At 72.0% G+C, this 22,625-nt stretch carries 19 protein-coding genes; 12 read left to right on the top strand and 7 right to left on the bottom strand.

The window, feature by feature from the left end; translation table 11 throughout:
• Positions 1 to 121: 121 nt before the first annotated feature.
• Positions 122 to 385: a WhiB family transcriptional regulator gene (locus OG937_26660; GenBank protein WUD75020.1), complete on the bottom strand. Its 264-nt coding sequence runs from the start codon at positions 383 to 385 to the stop codon at positions 122 to 124.
• Between the two features lie 590 nt (positions 386 to 975).
• On the opposite strand from OG937_26660, the gene OG937_26655 reads away from it, so the two are divergent.
• The 4 genes from OG937_26655 (at position 976) to OG937_26640 (ending at position 4,633) form a co-directional block, all read left to right on the top strand.
• Positions 976 to 1,485, top strand: coding sequence for a cysteine dioxygenase (locus tag OG937_26655; protein ID WUD75019.1), 510 nt, complete (start codon positions 976 to 978; stop codon positions 1,483 to 1,485).
• Between the two features lie 25 nt (positions 1,486 to 1,510).
• A complete protein-coding gene (cofD, locus tag OG937_26650) occupies positions 1,511 to 2,482 on the top strand; it encodes a 2-phospho-L-lactate transferase (GenBank protein ID WUD75018.1) in 972 nt (323 codons plus the stop codon).
• On the top strand, positions 2,479 to 3,783 hold the full coding sequence (locus tag OG937_26645) for a coenzyme F420-0:L-glutamate ligase (GenBank protein WUD75017.1): 1,305 nt from the start codon (positions 2,479 to 2,481) through the stop codon (positions 3,781 to 3,783). The genes cofD and OG937_26645 overlap by 4 nt, the downstream gene beginning before the upstream one ends.
• Positions 3,784 to 3,865: 82 nt before the next feature.
• Positions 3,866 to 4,633, top strand: a complete 768-nt coding sequence (locus tag OG937_26640) for a hypothetical protein (GenBank protein ID WUD75016.1) — start codon at positions 3,866 to 3,868, stop codon at positions 4,631 to 4,633.
• Between the two features lie 46 nt (positions 4,634 to 4,679).
• Here OG937_26640 and OG937_26635 read toward each other — a convergent pair whose 3' ends face one another.
• The 3 genes from OG937_26635 to OG937_26625 all read right to left on the bottom strand — a co-directional run bounded on the left by OG937_26635 (position 4,680) and on the right by OG937_26625 (position 8,459).
• The gene (locus OG937_26635) at positions 4,680 to 5,558 is read right to left on the bottom strand and encodes a DNA-3-methyladenine glycosylase 2 family protein (GenBank protein WUD78896.1); all 879 of its coding nucleotides are present in this window, start codon (positions 5,556 to 5,558) and stop codon (positions 4,680 to 4,682) included.
• A 206-nt stretch (positions 5,559 to 5,764) separates the two neighbouring features.
• Positions 5,765 to 6,847 carry an NDP-sugar synthase gene (locus tag OG937_26630; protein ID WUD75015.1) on the bottom strand — a complete coding sequence of 361 codons (1,083 nt, stop codon included), beginning with the start codon at positions 6,845 to 6,847 and terminating at the stop codon, positions 5,765 to 5,767.
• Between the two features lie 64 nt (positions 6,848 to 6,911).
• The gene (locus tag OG937_26625) at positions 6,912 to 8,459 is read right to left on the bottom strand and encodes a peptidoglycan recognition protein (GenBank protein WUD75014.1); all 1,548 of its coding nucleotides are present in this window, start codon (positions 8,457 to 8,459) and stop codon (positions 6,912 to 6,914) included.
• A gap of 116 nt (positions 8,460 to 8,575) precedes the next feature.
• Between OG937_26625 and OG937_26620 the strand changes: the two genes are divergently transcribed.
• From OG937_26620 to OG937_26600, 5 genes are all read left to right on the top strand, one after another.
• On the top strand, positions 8,576 to 9,328 hold the full coding sequence (locus tag OG937_26620; protein ID WUD75013.1) for a TIGR03089 family protein: 753 nt from the start codon (positions 8,576 to 8,578) through the stop codon (positions 9,326 to 9,328).
• Positions 9,329 to 9,457: 129 nt separating this feature from the next.
• Complete coding sequence (locus tag OG937_26615; GenBank protein WUD75012.1) at positions 9,458 to 10,693, top strand: LCP family protein; 1,236 nt, start codon at positions 9,458 to 9,460, stop codon at positions 10,691 to 10,693.
• 120 nt (positions 10,694 to 10,813) lie between these two features.
• Complete coding sequence (locus OG937_26610) at positions 10,814 to 12,598, top strand: LCP family protein (protein ID WUD75011.1); 1,785 nt, start codon at positions 10,814 to 10,816, stop codon at positions 12,596 to 12,598.
• Positions 12,599 to 12,652: 54 nt separating this feature from the next.
• On the top strand, positions 12,653 to 14,326 hold the full coding sequence (locus OG937_26605) for an LCP family protein (protein ID WUD75010.1): 1,674 nt from the start codon (positions 12,653 to 12,655) through the stop codon (positions 14,324 to 14,326).
• Between the two features lie 205 nt (positions 14,327 to 14,531).
• Positions 14,532 to 16,421, top strand: coding sequence for an LCP family protein (locus OG937_26600; GenBank protein WUD75009.1), 1,890 nt, complete (start codon positions 14,532 to 14,534; stop codon positions 16,419 to 16,421).
• Between the two features lie 16 nt (positions 16,422 to 16,437).
• Here the strand turns inward: OG937_26600 and OG937_26595 are convergent, their stop codons facing one another.
• The gene (locus tag OG937_26595; GenBank protein WUD75008.1) at positions 16,438 to 17,472 is read right to left on the bottom strand and encodes a glycosyltransferase family 2 protein; all 1,035 of its coding nucleotides are present in this window, start codon (positions 17,470 to 17,472) and stop codon (positions 16,438 to 16,440) included.
• A 92-nt stretch (positions 17,473 to 17,564) separates the two neighbouring features.
• On the opposite strand from OG937_26595, the gene OG937_26590 reads away from it, so the two are divergent.
• A complete protein-coding gene (locus OG937_26590) occupies positions 17,565 to 19,010 on the top strand; it encodes an LCP family protein (protein ID WUD75007.1) in 1,446 nt (481 codons plus the stop codon).
• Positions 19,011 to 19,036: 26 nt separating this feature from the next.
• Here the strand turns inward: OG937_26590 and OG937_26585 are convergent, their stop codons facing one another.
• Positions 19,037 to 19,579 carry an acyl-CoA thioesterase gene (locus tag OG937_26585; GenBank protein ID WUD75006.1) on the bottom strand — a complete coding sequence of 181 codons (543 nt, stop codon included), beginning with the start codon at positions 19,577 to 19,579 and terminating at the stop codon, positions 19,037 to 19,039.
• A 118-nt stretch (positions 19,580 to 19,697) separates the two neighbouring features.
• On the opposite strand from OG937_26585, the gene OG937_26580 reads away from it, so the two are divergent.
• Positions 19,698 to 19,961 (top strand): DUF1876 domain-containing protein, encoded by a 264-nt coding sequence (locus OG937_26580; GenBank protein WUD75005.1) that lies wholly within the window; start codon positions 19,698 to 19,700, stop codon positions 19,959 to 19,961.
• Between the two features lie 118 nt (positions 19,962 to 20,079).
• Positions 20,080 to 21,309, top strand: coding sequence for an LCP family protein (locus OG937_26575; GenBank protein WUD75004.1), 1,230 nt, complete (start codon positions 20,080 to 20,082; stop codon positions 21,307 to 21,309).
• Positions 21,310 to 21,395: 86 nt separating this feature from the next.
• Here the strand turns inward: OG937_26575 and OG937_26570 are convergent, their stop codons facing one another.
• Positions 21,396 to 22,463, bottom strand: coding sequence for an LCP family protein (locus OG937_26570; protein WUD75003.1), 1,068 nt, complete (start codon positions 22,461 to 22,463; stop codon positions 21,396 to 21,398).
• Positions 22,464 to 22,625 lie beyond the last annotated feature (162 nt).

Raw genomic sequence — 22,625 nt, 5'->3', positions numbered from 1 at the left:
ACGACGCCTTGGGCGTCTCGGACGGGCCCCCACACTAACGGTTGCGGGAGCCGGCCCTTCCGGGTCCGGGGCACATATACGTACGAACCCCGATGTGCCGGGCGGGAGCCCGGGGAGGGCTCTAGACGACGCCCTTCTTCAGTCGCCGGCGCTCGCGCTCGGACAGGCCGCCCCAGATGCCGAAGCGCTCGTCGTTGGCGAGGGCGTAGTCGAGGCAGTCGGAACGGACCTCGCAGGCGAGGCAGACCTTCTTGGCCTCGCGGGTGGAGCCGCCCTTCTCGGGGAAGAAGGACTCGGGATCGGTCTGCGCGCACAGCGCGCGCTCCTGCCACCCGAGCTCTTCGTCGGCCTCTTCGGCCAGCAACAGCTGGAACAGCTCGGTCATGCGCGCCCCTCGTCTGTTTTCGCGTCCCCGTGATGTTGCCGTTACCTGCGACGGTCGAACGACACGAGTGAAATTACAAGTGTGCCGATACGGGCCAGTCAAGCCGAGATCTGCTATTGGGCCCGTTATTCACCCTGCGGAACCAAGGCCTGACAGAAAGTGTTCAAATCAGCCCAAACGTCCGCATACGTCAACCGCGGTCGACGCCCCTGAGGGGCGGCGATCACGATGCGATCACGAAAACACAACGACGTTTCACGAGGAGACGTTCCTGCGTAGCCGTGTGGTTGCGTCGGCACTTTTCCTGGGTCTTCAGCGCACAAACCTTTCGCCATGTCGAATAGCCGGATCAGGTGAAAGATTTACGACAAACCCGACATCAAGTTGACAGGCCGCCGGGGACCCGGTGTGCTAGGGCGCATGTCAGTGACCCACTCGCCTGCCCGGACCCGCCGCCTCGGCGAGTTCCGTCGTGCCGTGGAAGCTCACTGTCGCTGTTCCAGCTGTTGCCGCTGAAGGACTCTTCCCAGCCCGCACAGCCTCATGCGCATGCCTGACGCTCCTCACTTCCCGTAGGAACTCCCGCACCCATGAACAGCGACGTCTCGATCGCCGGCGACCCCCTCGCCATCCCCCACCTCCTCCCGCCCGCTCCCGCCTACCCCGTCACCGTCGCGGAATTCGCCGGGCTGGCCCGCAGGATCGCGGCCGACCGCGGCCGCTGGGCGCCGCGCGTCCGCTACGACGCCACCACCCGCTGGTACGACCGCCTGGAGACCGGACCCGGCTACGAGGTCTGGCTGCTCAGCTGGGTGCCCGGCCAGGGCAGCGGGCTGCACGACCACGGCCGGTCCTCGGGCGTGCTGACCGTCCTCGAGGGCGAACTGACCGAGCACGCCCTCGGCGGCAACGGCGGGACCCGCCGTTCACTCCTGCCGGGGCACCAGCGGGTGTTCGCCCCCGGCTACGTCCACGAGGTGGTCAACGACTCGCTGGACGGCGCGGTCAGCCTGCACGTCTACTTCCCGGGCCTGACGGAGATGACCCCGTACGCCTGCACCTCCGGGGAGCCGGCGACCGAGGGGACGTTCGCAGGCTGACGCGGCGGGCTGACAGACTGTCCGCATGCGAATCGTGGTACTGGCCGGCGGCATCGGGGGAGCCCGTTTCCTGCGCGGCCTGAAGGCGGCGGCGCCGGAGGCGGACATCACCGTCATCGGCAACACCGGCGACGACATCCACCTGTTCGGCCTCAAGGTCTGCCCCGACCTCGACACCGTCATGTACACCCTCGGTGGCGGGATCCACGAGGCACAGGGCTGGGGCCGCGCCGACGAGACGTTCACGGTCAAGGAGGAACTGGCCGCCTACGGCGTCGGGCCCGAGTGGTTCGGCCTCGGCGACCGCGACTTCGCGACCCACATCGTGCGCACCCAGATGATCGGCGCGGGCTATCCGCTCAGCGCGGTCACCGAGGCGCTGTGCGCGCGCTGGAAGCCGGGAGTGCGGCTGATCCCGATGACCGACGACCGGATCGAGACGCACGTCGTCGTCGACGACCCGGACGCGGGCCCCGGTGGCGGGCGCAAGGCGGTCCACTTCCAGGAGTACTGGGTGCGGCTGCGGGCCTCCGTCCCGGCGTACGCGGTGCTGCCGGTCGGCGCGGAGGGCGCCAAGCCCGCGCCCGGCGTGCTGGAGGCGATCGGCGAGGCGGACGTCATCCTCTTCCCGCCGTCCAACCCGGTGGTGTCGGTCGGCACGATCCTGGCCGTCCCCGGCATCCGCGAGGCCATCGCCGAGGCGGGCGTGCCGGTGGTGGGCCTCTCCCCCATCGTCGGGAACGCGCCGGTGCGGGGCATGGCCGACAAGGTGCTGGCGGCGGTCGGCGTGGAGTCCACGGCGGCGGCGGTCGCCGCGCACTACGGCTCCGGCCTCCTGGACGGCTGGCTGGTCGACACCGTCGACGCCGGGGCGGTGGACGAGGTCGAGGCCGCGGGCATCCGGTGCCGGGCCGTGCCGCTGATGATGACGGACCTGGACGCGACGGCCGCGATGGCCCGCGAGGCGCTGACGCTGGCCGGGGAGGTGCGGGCGTGATCGCCTCCTACCGCGTGTGGGCCGTCACGGGCATGCCCGAGGTCGAGCCCGGCGCCGACCTGGCCAAGCTCGTCGCGGCAAGCACGCCGGAACTGGCCGACGGCGACGTCCTCGTCGTCACCTCGAAGATCGTCAGCAAGGCCGAGGGGCGCGTGGTGCGCGCCACCGACCGCGAGGCCGCGATCGACGCCGAGACGGTGCGGCTCGTCGCACGGCGCGGGCCGACCCGGATCGTGGAGACCCGGCACGGCTTCGTCATGGCCGCGGCCGGCGTGGACGCCTCCAACACGGCCCCCGGAACGGTGCTGCTGCTGCCCGAGGACCCCGACGCCTCCGCCCGCGCCATCCGGGCGGGGCTGCGGGACGCGCTCGGCGTCAACGTCGGCGTGGTCGTCACCGACACCTTCGGGCGGCCCTGGCGCGAGGGCCTGACCGACGTGGCGATCGGCGCGGCCGGGCTGCACGTGCTGGACGACCTGCGGGGCGCCACGGACTCCCACGGCAACGAACTGGCGGTCACGGTCACGGCCTTGGCCGACGAGCTCGCCGCGGCCGGTGACCTGGTGAAGGGCAAGTCCACCGGGTCGCCCGTCGCCGTCGTCCGGGGTCTGGACCGCCTGGTGCTGCCCGCGGAGGAGGACGGCGAAGGCGGCCGCGCCCTCGTCCGGGTCGCCGCCAACGACATGTTCCGGCTGGGCACTTCGGAGGCCGTCCGCGAGGCGGTCTCCCTGCGGCGCACGATCCGGGAGTTCACCGACGAGCCCGTCGACGGGGCGGCCGTACGGCGCGCCGTGGGCCTCGCGGTCACCGCGCCGGCGCCGCACCACACGACGCCGTGGCGCTTCGTGCTGCTGGAGTCGGAACCGGCACGGGTCCGGCTGCTGGACGCCATGCGCGACGCGTGGATCGCGGACCTGCGCCGCGACGGCCGCAGCGAGGAGTCCGTCGCCAAGCGGGTGCGCCGCGGCGACGTCCTGCGCAAGGCGCCGTACCTGGTGGTGCCCTGCCTGGTCGCGGACGGGGCGCACGACTACCCGGACGCGCGGCGGTCGGCGGCGGAGCGCGAGATGTTCGTGGTCGCGATGGGCGCGGCCGTGGAGAACTTCCTGGTGGCGCTGGCCGGGGAGCAGTTGGGGTCGGCGTGGGTGTCCTCCACGATGTTCTGCCGCGACGTGGTGCGCGAGGTGCTGGACCTGCCGGAGGACTGGGACCCGATGGGTGCCGTCGCCGTCGGCCGCCCCGCCGCGCCCCCGAAGGAGCGGCCGGGGCGGAGCGCGGAGGCGTTCATCGAGGTGCGCTGAGCGCGGGGCGCAGACCGGTTCGCCGGCGGAAATGGGGCGGCCCCCTGCCCGCACGCCGTGATCTCATGTGCCCATGGCGGGTATGAGCATCACCGTGTGTCTGCCGGGGGCAGCGGCCGACCTGGTGGACGAGGCGATCGCCGACGCGATGGCACCGTTCGAGATGGACGGCACACGGGACTGGGAACTGGACATCTGGGACTCCTGGTACATCACCGGCGGCGAGGCGATGAGCGGCGGGTTCAACGTGCTGTCCGGCCATGAGCGGGATCCGAGGTTGATCCGGTCGCGCCGGTGGGACAGGAAGTCCGAAGGGCTTCCCAACGACTTCGGCTGGTGCGCGGGCGGGCCCCGTGAGCTCCTCGACTTCTCCGCGTCGCACGAGGAGGCACGCCGCCTGGCGGAGGCGGCCTGGCGGCGGTGGCACGAACTGGCGGCCGAACTCCCCCCGGCCAGCCCGTGGTTCGGAACGTACGACCGCGAGCAGGCCTCGGCGGACTACCGTGCCCAGCCGCTCGTGAAGGCCTTCGACGCCTATGTCGGGACGTTGCCGAAAGAGCGCTACCGGTACTGGTTCCTCACCTTCCTCGACCCGGTCGTCGATGTGGGGCGCACCGAGCGCGAGACGTTTGTCGGGCAACAGGTCTCCTCGTCCCTGCGCACACGCAACGTGCTCACGCTGAACGGCTGGTGGTACGAGGACGGCGGACCGGGGATCCACGGTGAGTGCAACGGCCCCGCGACCTGCCCGCGCAAGCCCGAGCTGCCGGCGGAGCAGGAGCGCGTCGACGGCTACCTGCGGGGCCTTCCCGGGGACACGCTCCTGGTCAACGTGAAGTGCCACGTGTGACACGGCGGACGCGGCGGGGAGACCCACGCGCGCCTCGCAGGCACCGTCACAGCGGCACGATGTTCCCCGGCGCCATGCGCGGGGCGCGGCGTGGGGGGCGGCGGCCGGTGAGGAGGATGATGCGGGCGGCGCGGTGGCGCTGGCCGGCGTAGGGCTCGAGGAGTTCGAGCATGGTGGCGTCGTCGCAGCGGTGGGCACCGGTGAGGGCGTAGCCGACGGTGTGCGGCAGGTGGAGGTCGCCGACCGTGATCGCGTCGGGGTCGCCGTTGCTGCGCTGCAGGGTCTCGGCCGCGGTCCAGGGGCCGATGCCGGGAACGGCCTGGAGGCGGGCGAGGGCGTCGGCGGGGGCGAGGGTGGTGGCCTGCTCCATGCGGGCGGCGGCGCGGGCGGCCCGGACCGCGGCGGCGGAGCGCTTGCCGTCGACGTTCGCGCGGTGCCACTCCCAGGAGGGGATCATGGCCCAGCCGCGGGCGTCGGGCATCACGCGCATGCGCAGTTCCTCACCGGGGCCGGGGGCGGGCTCGCCGAAGCGCCCCAGCAGGACCCGCCAGGAGCGGTAGGCCTCGTCGGAGGTGACCTTCTGCTCGAGGATCGCGGGGATGAGAGACTCCAGCACCAGGCCCGTACGGGTCAGCCGCAGGCCGGGGTTGCGGCGGTGGGCCTCGTGGACGACGCGGTGTCGGGCGGTGAAGGCGGCGGGGTCGTCGGCGTCGCCGAGCAGGCCGGGGAGGCGGTCCAGGAGCCAGTCGGCGCCGGGGCCCCAGGCCTCGGCCTCGACCTCGCCGCCGGAGGGGCGGGCGATGCGCAGGGTGCCGGGGCCCTCGGGGGTGCGCGAGGCCCGGTAGACCGCGCGGTCGGCGCCGACGCGGAACGCGGGGTCGCCGGGGCCGCGGCGCAGGGGGCCGAGCGTGAGGCCGAGGTCCAGGGGGCCGCGGGGGGTCCAGCGGCGGGTGCGGCCGGGTGTGCGGGGGCCGGGGACGCGGCCGGTCGCGGCGCGGAGGAGTCGGCTCTGCTCGGGGTGCACCCTCCGAGCGTACGGTGTGGGCCGTCCGGCTTCCGGGTTTCCGGCCGGTGGGCGGGGTGCGCCCACCGGCCGGGGCCCGCGGCGGTTACCGGCCGGCCACTGGCCGGCTACTGGTCGGAGGAGAAGCGGACCGCGCCGTCCGGGATGACCGCGCCGCACCAGATGCGCACCCCGTGCCGCAGTTCGTTGTCGGCGCCGATGTGCGCCGAGTCCCCGATGACGGAGCCGTGGACGACGGTGCGCTCGCCGATGACCGCCCCCGCGCCGATGAGGGAGTCGACGACGGTCGCGCCGGGGTGGACGACGGCGCCCGCCAGGACCAGGCTGCCGTCGAGGATCGCTCCGGAGCCGATGACGGCGCCCGTGGAGACGGCGCTGCCGCCGGTGAGCTTGGCGTCGTCGGCGACCCGGGCGCCCTCCAGGACGAGGCGTTCCCCGCAGCGGCCGGGGACGGCCGGGGAGGGCGCGTGGCCGAGGACGAGGTCGGCGGAGCCGCGGACGAAGGCGTGCGGGGTGCCGAGGTCGAGCCAGTAGGTGGAGTCGACCATGCCCTGCAGGTGGGCGCCGTCGGCCAGCAGGCCGGGGAAGGTCTCACGCTCGACGGAGACCGCGCGGCCGGTGGGGATGGAGTCGATGACGGAGCGGTCGAAGACGTAGGCACCCGCGTTGATCTGGTCGGTGACGATCTCCTCGGGCGTCTCCGGCTTCTCCAGGAACGCGGTGACGCGGCCGGTGGGGTCGGTCGGCACGAGCCCGAAGGCGCGCGGGTCCTCGACCCGGGTCAAGTGGAGGGAGACGTCGGCGCCGGAGTCGCGGTGGGTGGCGACCAGGCCGGCGATGTCGAGGCCGGTGAGGATGTCCCCGTTGAAGACGAGGACCGGGTCGCCGGGGGCGGAGTCCAGGCGGTCGGCGACGTTGCGGATGGCCCCGCCGGTGCCGAGCGGCTCGTCCTCGGTGACGTACTCCAGGCGCAGCCCGAGGGCGGACCCGTCGCCGAAGTGCGGCTCGAAGACCTCGGCGAGGTAGGAGGTCGCCAGGACGATGTGCTCGACACCCGCCGCGCGCGCCCGGGCCAGCTGGTGCGTGAGGAACGGGACACCGGCCGCGGGGACCATCGGCTTGGGCGTGTGCACCGTCAGGGGGCGCAGTCTGGTGCCCTTGCCGCCGACCAAGAGGATCGCTTCAGTCACCTGTTTTTGTCTCCGCTTCCTGGCGGGCCGAACGCATGAGCGGCCAATCTTATGCAGGGTGCGATCAGCGGCCCTGGAGCCCCGCCGCGGTGCGGCGGATGATGCCGAGATCGTCGTACAGCTCCGTTCCTGGGCATTGCGTGGCGAATCCGTCCCGGTGGCCCGAGATGACGTTCATGCGGACCCGCGTACCCTTCGGGTACTTGTTGCTCCCTCCGGACACCAGGTATGTCATGCCCTCCGGGTCACGGCCGTAAATTCCGAGTTTCCACGCGGCGAGCCGGGCGACGGCCGACAGGGCCTCGCGGGTGGGCTGCTCCTCGGAGTAGTCGCCGAGCACGGCGATGCCCATGGTGTGCTCGTTGAAACCGAGGGTGTGCGCGCCGAAGACGGCCTTGGAGACGCCGCCGCTGCGGCCTTCGTAGATGTTTCCGCACTTGTCGACGAGGAAGTTGTAGCCGATGTCGCGCCAGCCGCTGCTCTTGACGTGGTAGCGGTAGATACCGCGGATGACCGAGGGGGAGTCGGAGCACTCGTAGTCGTTGCCGGTGGCGGTGTGGTGGACGAAGATCGCGCTGACGTCGTCGGTGAGCTCCGAGTCCTCGCTGCGCAGTTGCTCGTCGGCGCCCCAGCCGAGCCGGGTGACGATGCGGGGGCGCGCGCCGGTGAAGCGCTGCCCGGTGAGCGCCTCGGTCTGGGACCGGCTGAGCGCGGGGACGAAGGGGGACTCGACCGGGGTGCCCGAGGTGTCGCTCGGGTCCGCGGCGGTGTCGGTGGTGGTGCCGTCCTGCGGGTGGCGGCCGCCGAGCGGGTAGCCCCCCTCACTGGGGCCGACGCCGTCGAGCGGGTCGCCCGCCTCGCTGGGGCCGACGCCGTCGAAGGGGTCGCCGCCGTCGTAGGGGTCTCCGCCGTCGTAGGGGCCGCCCGTGGTGCCACCGCCGTCCGGGCCACCGCCGTCCGGGCCGCCGCCCCCCGGACCGGCGGGCCCGGGGTCCAGCGCGGCGTCGGGGTCGAGGTAGCTGCCGCCCAGGCCGTCGCCGGGGCCGTCGCCGGACGCGTCACCCGGTTCGTCCCCGGGGTCGACCATCTCCAGTCGCAGTCCCTTGGGCAGGCCGGGCCGCACTCCGCGCCTGCCGGTGGGGGCCTCGGGCACGACCCGCACCTCGACCCCGTCGGAACGGCCGACCCACAGCGGGGCGGTCGCGCCGCGCACCGCGGAGGCCGAGCCTTCGGGCGAGCCGGCGTCGGGAAGGTCGTCGTTGTGCGCCTCGACGGTGCGCCAGCCGGACCAGATGCCGGTGCCGGTGGCGCGGGTCCGGACCTGGACGGTGCCCCGCAGGTCGGTGCCGACGTCGTCCCAGGTGATGCCGATCAGGGAGAACGGCCGCACGGCACGGGCGGGCAGCCCCTGGGCGAGCGGGGTGCCGATGGCACGGCCGGAGGTGGCGAGCGGGGCCAGCGGCAGGGTGTGGGTGTCGCCGGGGGGCGTGCCGGGGGCGGCCGCCCGCGCCGGCGCGTGGATGGTGGCGGTGGCACCGGAGGGGAAGGCGAGCGGCAGGGCGAGGGCAGCCATGCACGCCGCGGAGATCGACGTCGCAAGAAGTGCACGCATGGGAAGAACAGTTACATAAGCCCCCAGAACGCGCAGCCGGGATCTGACGGGCTGTCCTCTTCTGCCGGTCCATCAGAGGCACCCGGGACGCCGCCGCCTGACGTAGCCTGGGCCGCGTGACATCGACTGCCCGTACACCCGCCGACCTGCTGCGTTCCGCGCTCGCGGCGGACCCCGCCCGGCCCCTGGTCACCTTCTACGACGACGCCACCGGCGAACGCGTCGAACTGTCGGTGGCCACCTTCGGCAACTGGGTGGCCAAGACCGCCAACCTCATCCAGGACGAACTGGGCGCCCAGCCGGGTGACCGTGCGGCACTGCTGATGCCGGCGCACTGGCAGACCGCGGTATGGGTGCTCGCCTGCTTCTCCACCGGCGTGGTCGTGGTGCCGGGCGGCGACCCGGGCGAGGCCGACCTCGTGGTCTCCGGCCCGGACACCCTGGAGGAGGCCCGCGCCTGCTCCGGCGAGCGGGTCGCGCTGGCGCTGCGCCCGCTGGGCGGCCGCTTCCCGCAGCCGCCGGAGGGCTTCCTCGACTACGCGGTCGAGGTCCCCTCCCAGGGCGACCGCTTCGTCCCGTACGCGCCGGTGGACGCGGACGCGCCCGCGCTGGAGCTGCCGGGCGGGGAGGAGCTCACCGGCGCGCAGGTGGTCGAACGGGCCCGCGCGTCCGCCGCGGCCCTGGGACTGACGGCCGGGGCGCGGCTGCTCTCGGGCCGGCCGTACGGCGACTGGGACGGTCTGGCCGCCGGGCTGCTGGCACCGCTGGCGGCGGACGCCTCCGTGGTGCTCTGCCGCAACCTGGACCGGCTTCCCCCCGCCGACCTGGACAAACGCCGGGAGAGCGAGCGGGTGACCCACACGGCGTAACCCCGCACCGGCCCACCGTTCCCGAAGACCTCGGACGGAACTGAACAACTCCGCACAACCGAGGACGGGTTTGGACGGTCTCTATAGGTGACCTGATCATCAGCAGCACCTGTAAGGACGGGCCCGGACGTGACCACGCCAGCCGATTCGCCGGAAGCCGAGGACGCCCCTCCCGCCGACACCCCGACCGCCGACACCCCGCCGAGGAAGCGCCGCCGCACCTGGCTGCGCGTCCTCGCCGTCGTCGTCTCCCTGGTGCTGCTCGCGGGAGCCGGGGTCTCCTGGTACCTGTACAAGCAGCTCGACGGGAACATCCACACGGACACGGACACCGCCCACGAGCTGATGCGGGTGCAGTCCGAGCGGCCCAAGGTGCTGCCCGAGGCGACCACCGCCGAGAACATCCTGCTCCTGGGTTCGGACAACCGTGGCGACGGAAACGGCAAGTACGGCCAGGACACCGGCACCCAGCGGTCGGACACCGCGATACTGCTGCACCTGGCCGCGGACCGGAAGAGCGCGACGGCGGTCAGCCTGCCGCGCGACCTCATGGTCGACATCCCCTCCTGCCGGCGGTCCGACGGCAGCATGACCAATCCCCAGTTCGCCCAGTTCAACTGGGCGTTCGAGTTCGGCGGCGCCGCCTGCACGATCCGTACGGTGGAGAAGCTGACCGGGATCCGCGTCGACCACCACCTCGTGGTGGACTTCAACGGCTTCAAGAAGATGGTCGACGCGGTCGACGGCGTCGAGGTCTGCGTCCCGCACGCCGTGCACGACCAGGACGCGCACCTGGACCTGGAGGCCGGCCGCCAGGAGCTGCACGGCGAGCAGGCACTCGGCTACGTCCGGGCCCGCAAGGGCATCGGCGACGGCAGCGACACCCAGCGCATGGACCGCCAGCAGCAGTTCCTCGCCTCCCTGGTGCAGAAGGTCGACTCCACGGGCGTGTTGCTCAACCCCGCCAAGCTCTACCCGCTGCTGGACGCCGCGACCTCCTCGCTCACAGCGGACGAGGGTCTCGACTCGCTGGCCGAGCTGTACGAGCTGGCGCAGAGCCTGCGCAAGACGCCCACGGACCAGGTGCGTTTCCTGACCGTGCCGCGGCGTCCGTACACGGCGGACCGCAACCGTGACGAACTGGTGCAGCCCGCCGCGGACGAACTGTTCACGACCCTGCGCGAGGACGGGCAGGTGACCGTCGAGGGCGACGAGGGCACCGGCTCCGGCTCCGCCCGCCCGACGGCCGGCGGAACCTCCACCGCCTCTCCCGCCTCTCCTACACCGTCGGGGTCGGCGAGCGCCTCCCCCTCGTACCGCGGCACCACCGCCGACCGCGACGTGTGCAGCGGCAGTGGGGATTGAACAGTTTGTCCAGGTGTAGGAGAGCGGAATTTGTCAGCGACGGGCGTACACGCTGAACTGTGGGGTTAGTGTGAGCGATCCGGCCTGTTGCAGCGGCCGAGACGGAGGACTCGATCGACCGTGGACACGCAAGGCCGTAGGCAGCACGTCGACCCGGCGGATCAGTGGGTTTTCGATCCCGAGACGGGCAGCTACCAGTTGCGGCTGGACCCCCCGCAGCAGCCGGAACCCGGCGTCCCCGCACAGGGGACGGGCCGGCGGACACAGCGCGTCCAGCCGCAGGGCGGAAGCCGCGCACGGCAGGGCCGTTCCGGCGCCGAGGGCGAGGGCCGCGCCACGACGGGCGGCCGCTCCCCTGAGGGCGGCCGCGCGGCGGGCACCGGCAGGGCGGCGGGCGGCAGCCGGGCAGGCGGCACCAGGGGCGAGGGCGGCGGCCGGGCGGCCACGCGCACCAGCCGGCGCCGACCCAAGTCCCGGAAGTCCGCCAAGAGGCGGGCCCTGATCTGGACCGCCGGCACGCTCGGGGTCGTGGTCATCGCGGCGTGCGTGGGCGTCTACGCGCTGTACCAGCAGCTCAACGGCAACATCCACACGATCGACCCGGGCATCGGCTCCAAGAACGCCACGTCCACCGGACCGGTCAACATCCTGGTCATCGGCACCGACAGCCGGCAGGGCCTGAAGGGCAAGTACGGCGACGCGGCCAACGTCGGCCACGCCGACACCACGATCCTCTTCCACGTCTCCAAGGACCGCTCCAACGCGACGGCGCTGAGCATCCCCCGGGACATCATCACCGACATCCCGGACTGCCCGACGAAGCAGTCCGACGGCTCCACGAAGATCATCCCGGGTGAGAGCGAAGTCCGCTTCAACACCAGCCTGGGCCAGTACGGCCGCGACCCGGGCTGCACGATGCGCACCGTCAAGGCATTGACGGGCATCACCCCGGACCACTTCATGATGGCCAACTTCGACGCGGTGAAGGACCTGTCGACGGCGGTCGGGGGCGTCGAGGTGTGCCTGGCCAAGGACATCGACGACCCGGACTCGCACCTGAAGCTGGACAAGGGCCGGCACATCGTCGCGGGCGAGCAGGCGCTGGCCTTCGTCCGCACCCGGCACAGCGTCGGCTTCGGCGGCGACCTCAGCCGCATCCAGCTGCAGCAGCAGTTCCTCAGCTCGATGATGCGCACGATGAAGTCGGGCGACACGCTGACCAGTCCGACGAAGCTGCTCAAGCTGGCGAACACGGCGACGAAGGCGCTCACCGTCGACACCGGCATCGGCAGCGTGCCCAAGCTCAGCCAACTCGCCAAGGACCTGAGCCGGGTCGACACCAAGAACATCACCTTCGCGACGGTGCCGGTGATAGACAACCCGGCCGAGAAGGTGCACGCCACGGTGGTGCTGGACGAGACCAAGGCGCCGCAGCTGTTCACCATGGTGCGCAACGACGTCTCGCTCACCGAGGTGAAGAAGAAGCAGAAGGCGTCCGACGCGGCCAAGCTCAAGGGCCCCAAGGCCGACGCGATCAACGTGCGGGTCGAGGTGCTGAACGGCAGCGGGGTCTTCGGCGCCGCCCAGGACACCGTCAACTGGCTGCAGAACGACGAGGGCGTCAGCCGCTCCACCAACGGCGGCAACGCGCCCACCGAACTGCAGAAGACGACGCTGGAGTACGCCCCCAACCAGGCCGACCAGGCGCGCCGGCTGGCCGACATGATGGGGCTGCCGGCCTCCGCGCTCAAGCAGGGCACCGAGGACGCCGCCCCGCGCGCCAACATGACGCTCACCCTCGGCAAGGACTTCACGCAGGCGGGCACGCCGATCGCCCCGCCGACGAAGGCGCCCGAGGGCATCCAGAAGGTCGAGGCGGACGACAAGAGCGTGTGCGCCAAGTAGCCGCCCGGCACGGGCACCAGGGTCGACAGGGGTATCAGGGGTGGGAACCGGACGATGACGGACAGTCGTGTGCGCGATCTCGGCTGGGACGACAGCCTCTACGACGACCACCCGCGGGACGGGGCGCCGCAGCGGGGCACGGACGCGGCGCGGGCCCCGCACACGGACCCGGGGCGCGGCGGCGGACAGCCGGGCGGAAGGCCGGACGGACAGCCGGGCGCACGGCCGCCGCAGCGCCGCAGACGCCGGGTCGTCCGGTGGATCGCGGTCACCCTCGCGGTGCTCATACTCGGGACGGCGGGGGCCGGTTACGCGTACTACGAGCACCTCAGCCACAACCTCCGCAAGGGGAAGCGAAACAGCGGCGACAGCGACGTGGCCAAGGCGCCGACGAACGCGCTGAACATCCTGCTGCTGGGCGCCGACGGCCGTAACTCCGCGGAGAACCTCAAGCTCGGCGGCGCCAGGTACACCAAGGACGAACCGCCCCGCGCGGACGTGATCATGCTGCTGCACGTCTCCGCCGACCGCAGCAACATGTCCGTGGTGAGCATCCCGCGCGACACCCGGGTGCCGATCCCGAAGTGCACCGACCCCAAGACGGGCAAGAAGTTCGCCGCCACCACGCACGCGATCATCAACGAGAGCCTGGCGCGCGGCGGCCCCGGCTGCACGCTCGCCACCGTGCAGAACCTCACCAAGGTCTACATCGACCACTGGATGATGATCGACTTCGCGGGTGTGGTGAAGATGGCCGACGCGGTCGGCGGCGTCGAGGTCTGCGTGAAGCAGCCGGTGTGGGACCACCCGACCCCGCAGCAGCCGGGCGGCTCCGGGCTGAAGCTCAAGGCGGGCTCGCAGAAGATCACCGGCAAGAAGGCCCTGCAGTGGCTGCGCACCCGGCACGCCTTCGAGAGCGACCTCGGGCGCGCCAAAGCGCAGCACATGTACATGAACTCGATGGTGCGGGAGCTGCGCTCGCAGAACGTCTTCACCGACGGCGGGCGGCTGCGGGGCCTCGCCGAGGCCGCCACCAACGCGCTGCAGGTGTCGGAGGAGATCGGCACCCCGAAGAAGCTCTTCGACCTCGGCATGCAGCTCAAGAGCGTCCCGTCGAACCGGATCACGATGCTGACCATGCCGCCGGTCACGGACACCGAGAACGACCAGCACTACATGCCGGACCCGGTGGCCGCCCCCAAGGTGTGGTCGCGGCTCGTCCACGACCTCCCCTTCGACGACAAGGGGAAGAAGAAGGCGAAGAAGGAGCCCACCGGGCCGGCGGCGCGGCCCGCCGCGGACATCCCGGTCTCGGTCGTCAACGGCACCGCGGGCGACGCCACGGGCACTCCCGTGAACGGCAGGGCGCGCGCCCTGGCCACGGCGCTGACCCAAGGCGGGTTCGGGAAGGCGGCGGCGGCCACCGCACCGCAGCCGTCGGCGGCCACCGTGATCGAGTACCCGGCCTCCGGGGGCGCGCAGGGCCGCTCGGACGCGCTCGCCGTGGCGAAGGTGTTCAAGCTCCCCAGCGGTGTTGTGAAGGAATCCTCACATGTCGCCTCCGTCACACTCGTCGTGGGTGCGGACTGGCGGGAGGGGACGGTCTTCCAGGGTGCCGCCGACGACGACGGATCGCTGCCCACGAGCGCCGGGGCCCTGAACGGAGCGAATGATTCAGCCTGCATGGACGTGTACAGGCCATATCGCTGGGATCCCGGTTTGGGGTAATGCGCACGATCGTTTTACACAGGCGATAAGAAGCGAATGCCTTGACCCCGTCGCGGTTTATGTATCGTGACCTCCAACCATCCGCGAGCAGGGCTGTTCCGGTTCCACAGGACTTTGACAGTCGCACAGCTGAGAATCACCCACGATCCGCGCGCTGCGGCGCAACCGGTGACCGTAGTGACCAGCGCGTCATGGGAGGGCACACATGCGCCACGGCAGCATCCCCGGAGGGCGGAACGCCCCCTACGATCCTCACGAACCCGGATGGGACGACTCTCCGTACGGGAACGGTCACGGACAGCCGTACATCCCGCAGCAGCCCACCCCGCACCCGACGGTCCCGCAGCAGCCCCAGCGCGGCGGCTACCGCCCGGAGGAGCCGCAGCGCGGCGGGTACCCACCCCAGGAGCCGTACGCGCCCTACCAGCCGGCGGACTACGACGCCACGGGCTACGACACCGGGGGCTACGGCGACGACGGCCACCGGGCCGACTACGGCGCCTACGAGGACGACGGGGGCGACGGTGCGTCCACCGGCACCCTGACCGCGACGCAGGGCGACGGGGCGGACGACGACGGCCACGACGGCAGCGGCCGCCGCGGCAACCGCCGCCGCAAGAAGGGCAAGAGGCGCGCCCTGCGCTGGGTGGCGATCGTCACGTCGGTGGCGATACTCGGCTCGGCCGGCGCCGCCTACGCGTACTACCAGCACCTCAACGCGAACATCAAGAAGGACGCGCTGAACCTCGGCGACAGCCAGGCCGCCAAGAGCAAGGCCAACGCCGCCGGCCAGACCCCGCTGAACATCCTGCTGCTGGGCTCCGACAGCCGCGCGTCCAAGGCGAACCAGAAGCTCGGCGGCGCCAAGGCCGACGCCGACCGCAAGCCGCTCGCCGACGTCCAGATGCTGCTGCACGTCTCCGCGGACCGCAGCAACATGACCGTGGTCAGCATCCCTCGCGACACCCGGGTCACCATCCCCAAGTGCACCGACCCGGACGACGGGCAGGTCTATCCCGAGACCACGTCGGAGACGATCAACACGAGCCTCCAGCACGGCGGCCCCGGCTGCACCGTGGCCACCTGGGAGAAGCTCACCGACATATCCATCGACCACTTCATGATGATCGACTTCGCCGGCGTGGTGTCCATGGCCGACGCGGTCGGCGGCGTCCCGGTCTGCGTCAAGGGGAACGTCTGGGACAAGAAGTCCGGGCTCAAGCTCACCAAGGGCGACCACGTCATCAAGGGCAAGCAGGCCCTGCAGTGGCTCCGCACCCGGCACGGCTTCGAGGACGGCAGCGACATCGGCCGCACCCACGCCCAGCACATGTACATGAACGCGATGGTCCGCCAGCTGAAGTCCAGCGCGAAGCTCAACGACCCGGGCAAGCTGACGGGCCTGGCGGAGGCCGCCACCAAGGCGCTGACCGTCGACACCGGCCTCGGCACGGTCAAGAAGCTCTACGACCTGGGCAACGACCTCAAGGGCGTTCCCACCGACCGCATCACCATGACGACGATGCCCTGGGGCGCCGACCCGCAGAACCCGACCGCGCACGTCGTGCCGACCTCCGCGGCGACCAAGCTCTTCACGCTGCTCCGCAACGACCAGGCCGTGGACGGCAAGGCCGCGAAGAAGAAGAAGGCGGCCACGGCCACGGCCACCGCGAAGGCCTCGCCCAAGGGCGAGATCGCGGTGACGGTCCAGAACGGCACCGGCAGCACCTCGGTGCCCGCCACCCCCGGCCGGGCGGGCACGGTCACGGAGAAGCTGAAGACCCTGGGCTTCACCCAGGCCGAGTCCGACTCCACGCCGCAGTCGCAGTCCGGCAGCACGATCACCTACGCGAGCGACGACGAGCAGGCCGACGCCCTGGCCGTGGCGAAGGCGCTGAAGCTGCCCACGGGCGCGGTGAAGAAGTCCTCGTCCGCCGAGGGCATCACGCTGGTGATCGGCGCCGACTGGACCGCCGGGTCGACCTACCCGGCGGCCAGCAGCTCCGACACCAAGGAAGTGCTGGACAGCGCGAGCGCGCTCAACGCCTCCGACGACTCGGCGTGCATGAAGGTGAACCCCTACAACAGCTGGTAGGGGTCCACCCGCGGCATCACGCGTCGGCCGCCGCCCGCACCGCCGGGCGGCGGCTGGCGATGACCCGCCGGGCGAGCGAGCGCGGGCTGGTCAGGAAGCCGTAGCCCCACGCCATGTGCATCGTGGCGAGCGCCACCGGGATCTGCAGCCGTGCGCCGGCGGACAGGCCCCTGCCGGCCGGGAGCGAGCCCAGCGCGATGGCGGCGAGGTAGCCGCCGGGGACGACGAAGCCGAGCGGGGTGACCGCGGCGCCGACCACCACACCCGCCGCGATGGCCACGACGGCGGCCGGGGCGGCCAGGTAGCGCAGGTTGACCGAGCCCTGGTGGTAGCGGGTGACGACGCGGCGCCAGCGCCCGTAGTCCTTGTACTGCTTGGCCAGCGCGCGCACGCTGGGCCGCGGGCGGTACGAGACGCGCAGCTCGGGCGAGAACCAGATCAGGCCGCCGGCCTCGCGGATGCGGTAGTTCAGCTCCCAGTCCTGGGCGCGGATGAACTCCTCGTTGTAGCCGCCCTGCTGCTCCAGCACCTCACGGCGGAAGACCCCGAGGTAGACGGTGTCGGCGGGGGCGGCGGCGCCGCCGGTGTGGAAGGCCGCGTTGCCGACACCGATCTTCGAGGTCATGGCGGCGGCGACGGCGCGCTCCCAGTCGTTCTCGCCCTCGGCGTGCATGATGCCGCCGACGTTGGCGGCGCCGGTCTCCTCCAGCAGCCGCACCGCGGTCTCGATGTAGTCGGGCGAGAGCATGCCGTGGCCGTCGACCCGCACCACGACGGGGTGCCGGGAGGCCTTGATGGCGGCGTTCAGGGCGGCGGGGGTGCGGCCGGTGGGATTGGGCACCGTGTGGACGCGGGGGTCCTCCCGCACCAGCTCCGCCGCGATCTCGTCCGTGCGGTCGGTGGAGGGGCCGAGGGCGATGACGACCTCGAGCTCGCCCGCGTAGTCCTGTTCGAGGATGTGGCGGACGGAGTTGCGCAGGTGCCGCTCCTCGTCGAGCACCGGCATGATCACGGAGACGGCGGGCAGCACGTGGGGGGTCGCAGCGTTCACAGCCGGACACGTTACCGCGAACGGATGATACGAACACGTGCAGGCGGGCGGGCCTCATCCCGTACGACGGTATGACTCCTTAGCGTGACTCCATGACCGTCGCTCGTCGCCGTCAGCAGCCCATCGCAGCCGCCCGCCGGGCCCGGAAGCGGTCGCCCGTGCGCCGCGGGATGCGCGTCCTCGGCGCCGTCTCGCTGGGCATCCTGACCGCCAGCGGGATCGGGCACGCCGTCCTGGGGCACATGGACGACCGCCTGGCGCGGGTGGACGCCTTCGCCGGGATGAAGAACCGGCCCAACCCCACCAAGGGCACCAACTTCCTGCTGGTCGGCACCGACGTGCGCCGCGGGCTGACCGCGGCGCAGCGCACCGCGCTGCGCCTGGGCGGGGAGCCCTGCGACTGCACCGACACGATGATGCTGGCGCACCTGTCGCGGGACGGCAGGCGGGTCAGCGTGGTCGCCCTGCCGCGGGACTCGTACGCGGAGCTGCCCCGCCCCGGCAAGCTGAAGTGGGCCTGGGGGGTGGGCGGCCCTTCGCTCGCCGTCAGCACGGTCGAGAAGATGACCGGGATCAAGGTCGACCACTACGCCGAGTTCGACTTCGGCTCCTTCATGAAGACCGTCGACAGGATCGGCGGCGTCGACCTCTGCTTCGCCCAGCCGCTGCGGGACCCCCTGACCGGCCTCGACCTGCCCGCCGGAACGGTCCGCGCGGACGGCGGCACGGCGCTGCGGTACGTGCGCTCCGGCCACTTCCCCGGCAGCCCCGACCTCCCGCGGATGCAGAACCAGCAGCGGTTCCTGGCCGCCCTGGTCCGCCGGGTCACCGACATCGGGCTGCTGCAGAACCCCGTCAAGCTCGACCAGGTGGCCCGGGCCGCGCTGGGCTCGGTGCGCGCGGACCGGCAGACCAAGCCGGACGACCTGATCGCGCTCGCCACGGGGCTGCGGGGCGGCTTCGGGGCGCGCTCGGTGGAGTTCGCGTCGGTGCCGGTGGACGCCACGCCGTTCCGGGTGCAGGGGGTGGGCACGACCCTGCGCTGGGACGTGAAGGGCGCCGGGCGGATCTTCGACGCGCTGCGCGAGGACCGCCCGCTGACCGGCCCGGACGGCGGCCCCCTGGCCACGCCCAGCCCCTCGGCACCCGAGCCGGAGCAGGTCGACGTGCCGCCCAAGTCGATCCGCGTCCAGGTCAACAACGGGACGACGGTCAACGGACTGGGGGCGCGCGTGGACAAGGAACTGCGCCGCCTGGGCTTCCGCACCACCGGTGCGCCCGGCAACACCGTCCGGCACGACGCGGAGTACACGGTCATCCACTACGACCCGGGCTGGGACCGCTCCGCCAAGGCCCTGGGGACGGCCCTGCCGTACGCCGAGCTGCGAGCGGTCTCCGGGCTGGGGTCGACGCTGCGGATCACCGTGGGCGCGGACTACGACGGCGTGACCCCGGTGCGGGCCGGTGAGCCGGACCCGCCCGCGGCGCCGCCGGTGGAGCTCCCGCCCGCGCGCGGCGACCGCGTCGCGTGCGGCTGAGGTCCGGGGCCGGGGGCCGGAGCCCGTCAGTCCTCGAAGCCCTCGGCGGCGCGCTTCTCGCGCAGCTCCATGATCGCCCGGCGGCGGGCCAGCCGGTGCGTGCGGCGGATCTGCGCCTCCTGCAGACGGCGCCGGTCCCGGTCGGTCTCGGGCTCGATCTGGGGCACCGGACGCGGCGCGCCCTCGGCGTCCACGGCCACGAAGACCAGGTAGGCGCTGGCCACCTGGGTCGCCGGGCCGGACTCGTTCCAGCGTTCGGCCAGCACGCGCACGCCGACCTCCATGGAACTCCGCCCGGTCCAGTTGACCTGGGCCTGCACCTTGAGCAGGTCGCCGACCCGCACCGGCTCCAGGAAGGCCATCTCGTCCATGGCGCCGGTCACCGCGGGCCCCTCGGAGTGCCGTCCGGCGACGGCGCCCGCCGCGTCGTCCACGAGCTTCATGACCACGCCGCCGTGCACGGTGCCCAGCAGGTTCGTGTCGTGGTGGGTCATGATGTGCGCCAGCGTGATCCGCGAGGCGGACGTGGGCTTGAACGGGACAGGGTGCGGGGGTGGCTCCTCGAACATGGCTCCACCCTAAGCACTGCCGTGCCGTGCTCCTCGCCGGGCACACCTTGCCCGGCGGCGGGGGCGGGCGGATGCTGAGAAAGGGGCCGACGTCCCGAAGTCCAAGAGGTGATCCGCCATGGAGAAGACGTGGACGATCAAGCTGTCGCTGGAGGAGGACGGCAGCCGCACCGCCTGCACCGCCTCGCTCTCCGGGGACGGCGCCCCGGGCGTGGTGGGCCACGGCTATTCGCGGCGCAATCCGAACGACGAACCGGACATGCGCATAGGGGAGGACGTGGCCGCCTCCCGGGCCTGCTCCAACCTGGCACACGAACTGCTGGAACAGGCCGCCGGAATGATCGAGACCCACACCAACGCCCCGACGCACCTCACCGGCTGAGAGCGCCCGGACACAACCGGTCACCGCATCACCGCGGTCCTGTGACCTTTGCATCAGCTCTGCTTCAGAAGCGCCACGGAGGCACTGCCGGGCGGGGCGGCAGGGCACACTGCGGTACATGAACGCATGGCCCGACGGTTGGTCCGACGACAGGAACCAGCGGCAGCAGCAGGTGTCCGAGCCGCCGCTGCCCCCCGAGCTGTCCCCGCGCCGTGCGGCGGCGGCTCCCGGCAGCGTGCCGCGCCAGCAGGCGTACGGCAGCGGCGTCCCCGGTCACGCAGGCCCGCACGCGGGCCACGACGGCTACGGCGGCGGCTCGTACGGCCCGCCGTCCACCGGCGGCCGCACCTCACCGCCCGGCAGCCGCAAGCCGCGGGTGAAGACCATCCTGATCGGTCTGGTCGTCGTGGTCGCCGCCTGGTCGATCGGCACCTACTTCTGGGCGGACGGCAAGGTGCGCCGCGAGGTGGACCTCGGCACGGTCATAGACCGCCCGGAGACCGGCGAGGGCACCAACTACCTCATCGTCGGCTCCGACAGCCGTGAGGGCTTGTCCGGCGAGCAGAAGAAGCAGCTGCACACCGGCTCCGCCGAGGGCAAGCGGACCGACTCGATGATGATCCTGCACGTCGGTGACAACGGGAACTCGCTGATCTCGCTCCCCCGTGACTCCTACGTCACGATCCCCGAGTTCAAGGGTTCCGAGTCCGGCAAGACGTTCGCCTCGCGCGGCCAGAACAAGCTCAACGCCGCCTACTCGATAGACGGACCGACGCTGCTGGTGCGCACGGTCGAGTACAACACGGGCCTGCACATCGACCACTACGCGGAGATCGGCTTCGCCGGCTTCGCGGGCCTCGTCGACGCGGTCGGCGGTGTCGAGTTGGACATCCCCCGCGACATCGACGACAAGAACTCGGGCCTGCACATCAAGAAGGGCAAGCAGACCCTCAACGGCGACGAGGCCCTGGCCTTCGTCCGCCAGCGCTACCAGGAGGCCGAGGGCGACCTGGGCCGCACCAAGAACCAGCAGAAGTTCCTCGCCGCGCTCGCGGGCCAGACGGCCACGCCGAGCACGGTCCTCAACCCCTTCAAGCTCTACCCCACCATGGGCGCGGGCCTGGACACGCTGATCGTCGACAAGGACATGAGCCTGTGGGACCTGGTGTCGATGTTCTGGGCGATGAAGAGCGTCTCCGGCGGTGAGGGCATCTCGATGAACATGCCGACCTCGGGCTCCATCAGCACCAACGTGGGCAGCGCCCTCAAGTGGGACATGCCGAAGGTCAAGCAGCTCGTCTCGGAGCTGAAGAACGACGACAAGGTCACGGTCACGCCCGACTCCTGACCCCGTGGGACGGCCGAGGGGCCGGCCGGGGCGCGCACACCGCGCCCGGCCGGCCCCTCCGCTCTTCCCGCCGGCGTCCGCGGGGCTCACGGGGTGGAGGAGCCCAGGCGGTCGAGGGAGTGGTTCGCCACGTACTCGGACATGGTGTCGTTGCGCATGGCCTCCCACAGCCGCGCGGTGCCGCTCTCGTCGAGCAGCACCACCGACTGGCCCTTGATCATGTCGAGCCCGCCGACCGGGGCGTTCATGAAGACCATGTCGCCCTCGCGCACCCCGCGCATGCTCCACATCAGGTCGCGCAGGTCCCCGTCGGAGAGCCGGTCGTCGACGCTGACCACACCGGTGACCCGGTCCAGCAGCTCCTTCGCCTTCAGCGGGTTGCTCATGGAGTCCTTGGTCAGCGTCTTGGCGATCACCGCGCGCAGGAAGGCCTGCTGGCGGTGGGTGCGGTCCAGGTCACCGCGCGGCAGGTCGTAGCGCCAGCGGACATACGCCAGGGCCTCCTCGCCGTTCATGTGCTTCCCGTCCAGGTCCACGCCGCCGATGTCGTCGGTGAGGGTCTTGAAGCCGCTCCAGTCGATGACGGCGAGGTGGTCGACCTTCACGTCGGTGAGCCGCTGCACGGTGTCGATCAGCAGCGGCGGGCCGCCCCAGGAGAAGGCGGCGTTCAACTTGGCCTTGCCGTTCCCCGGGATCGTGACCCAGCTGTCACGGGGCAGCGAGACCACGTACGCGTGCTTGCGGTCGGCCGGCAGGTGCACCAGCATCATCGTGTCGCTGCGCTGGGCGCCGCGCTTCCACTCCGGCGCCTTGGCGTCCCGGCCGGTGGTCGGCAGCTCGGAGCGGGCGTCCACACCGACCAGGAGGAACGTTTCACCGCCCTTGGCGGCCGGCGGCTGCTCGCTCTCCGGCACCTTCGTCGGGAACACGTTGGGGATGCGGTCCACCTTGCCGGTGTAGTGGTCCACCGTCCACCACAGCGTCCCGGCCACCCCGAGCACCCCCACGGCCAGCAGGACCAGCGCGCCCAGCAGCACCCTCCGGGTGCGACTGCGCCTCCTGCGGGCCGGCTCCGCCGTCTTCCCCGGTGCCGCATCCCGCTCCGTTTCCGGGACCGCCGTCTCCTCGTGGCCCACCGGATCCGTCGTCGTCATGACCCACCCCCACCCTGTGCACCCGCTCCCCACGCGTGCGTAGGGGGCATTGTGGCGCCTGGGACGGTGCCGTGCCCATGCCCCGGCCTCCTTCGGTGCACGCGCCGGGGAAAGCCCGGTCACCGCCCGGGGCTATGCTCAACATCGCAATCAGGCCACGAC

It is taken from the genome of Streptomyces sp. NBC_00510, from assembly GCA_036013505.1.
In the GTDB taxonomy this organism is placed as follows: Bacteria; Actinomycetota; Actinomycetes; order Streptomycetales; family Streptomycetaceae; genus Actinacidiphila.
Note: the sequence above shows the minus strand (reverse complement) of the source record. Positions and strands in the feature narration are given on the sequence as shown.

Bases quoted from the DNA above. Each gene is read 5' to 3' on its own strand.
- OG937_26640 (WUD75016.1), top strand. From the start codon at position 3,866: ATGAGCATCACCGTGTGTCTGCCGGGGGCAGCGGCCGACCTGGTGGAC.
- OG937_26655 (WUD75019.1), top strand. From the start codon at position 976: ATGAACAGCGACGTCTCGATCGCCGGCGACCCCCTCGCCATCCCCCAC.
- OG937_26580 (WUD75005.1), top strand. From the start codon at position 19,698: ATGGAGAAGACGTGGACGATCAAGCTGTCGCTGGAGGAGGACGGCAGC.
- OG937_26570 (WUD75003.1), bottom strand. From the start codon at position 22,463: ATGACGACGACGGATCCGGTGGGCCACGAGGAGACGGCGGTCCCGGAA.
- OG937_26625 (WUD75014.1), bottom strand. From the start codon at position 8,459: ATGCGTGCACTTCTTGCGACGTCGATCTCCGCGGCGTGCATGGCTGCC.
- OG937_26600 (WUD75009.1), top strand. From the start codon at position 14,532: ATGCGCCACGGCAGCATCCCCGGAGGGCGGAACGCCCCCTACGATCCT.
- OG937_26585 (WUD75006.1), bottom strand. From the start codon at position 19,579: ATGTTCGAGGAGCCACCCCCGCACCCTGTCCCGTTCAAGCCCACGTCC.
- OG937_26590 (WUD75007.1), top strand. From the start codon at position 17,565: ATGACCGTCGCTCGTCGCCGTCAGCAGCCCATCGCAGCCGCCCGCCGG.
- OG937_26575 (WUD75004.1), top strand. From the start codon at position 20,080: ATGAACGCATGGCCCGACGGTTGGTCCGACGACAGGAACCAGCGGCAG.
- OG937_26605 (WUD75010.1), top strand. From the start codon at position 12,653: ATGACGGACAGTCGTGTGCGCGATCTCGGCTGGGACGACAGCCTCTAC.
- OG937_26660 (WUD75020.1), bottom strand. From the start codon at position 385: ATGACCGAGCTGTTCCAGCTGTTGCTGGCCGAAGAGGCCGACGAAGAG.
- cofD (WUD75018.1), top strand. From the start codon at position 1,511: ATGCGAATCGTGGTACTGGCCGGCGGCATCGGGGGAGCCCGTTTCCTG.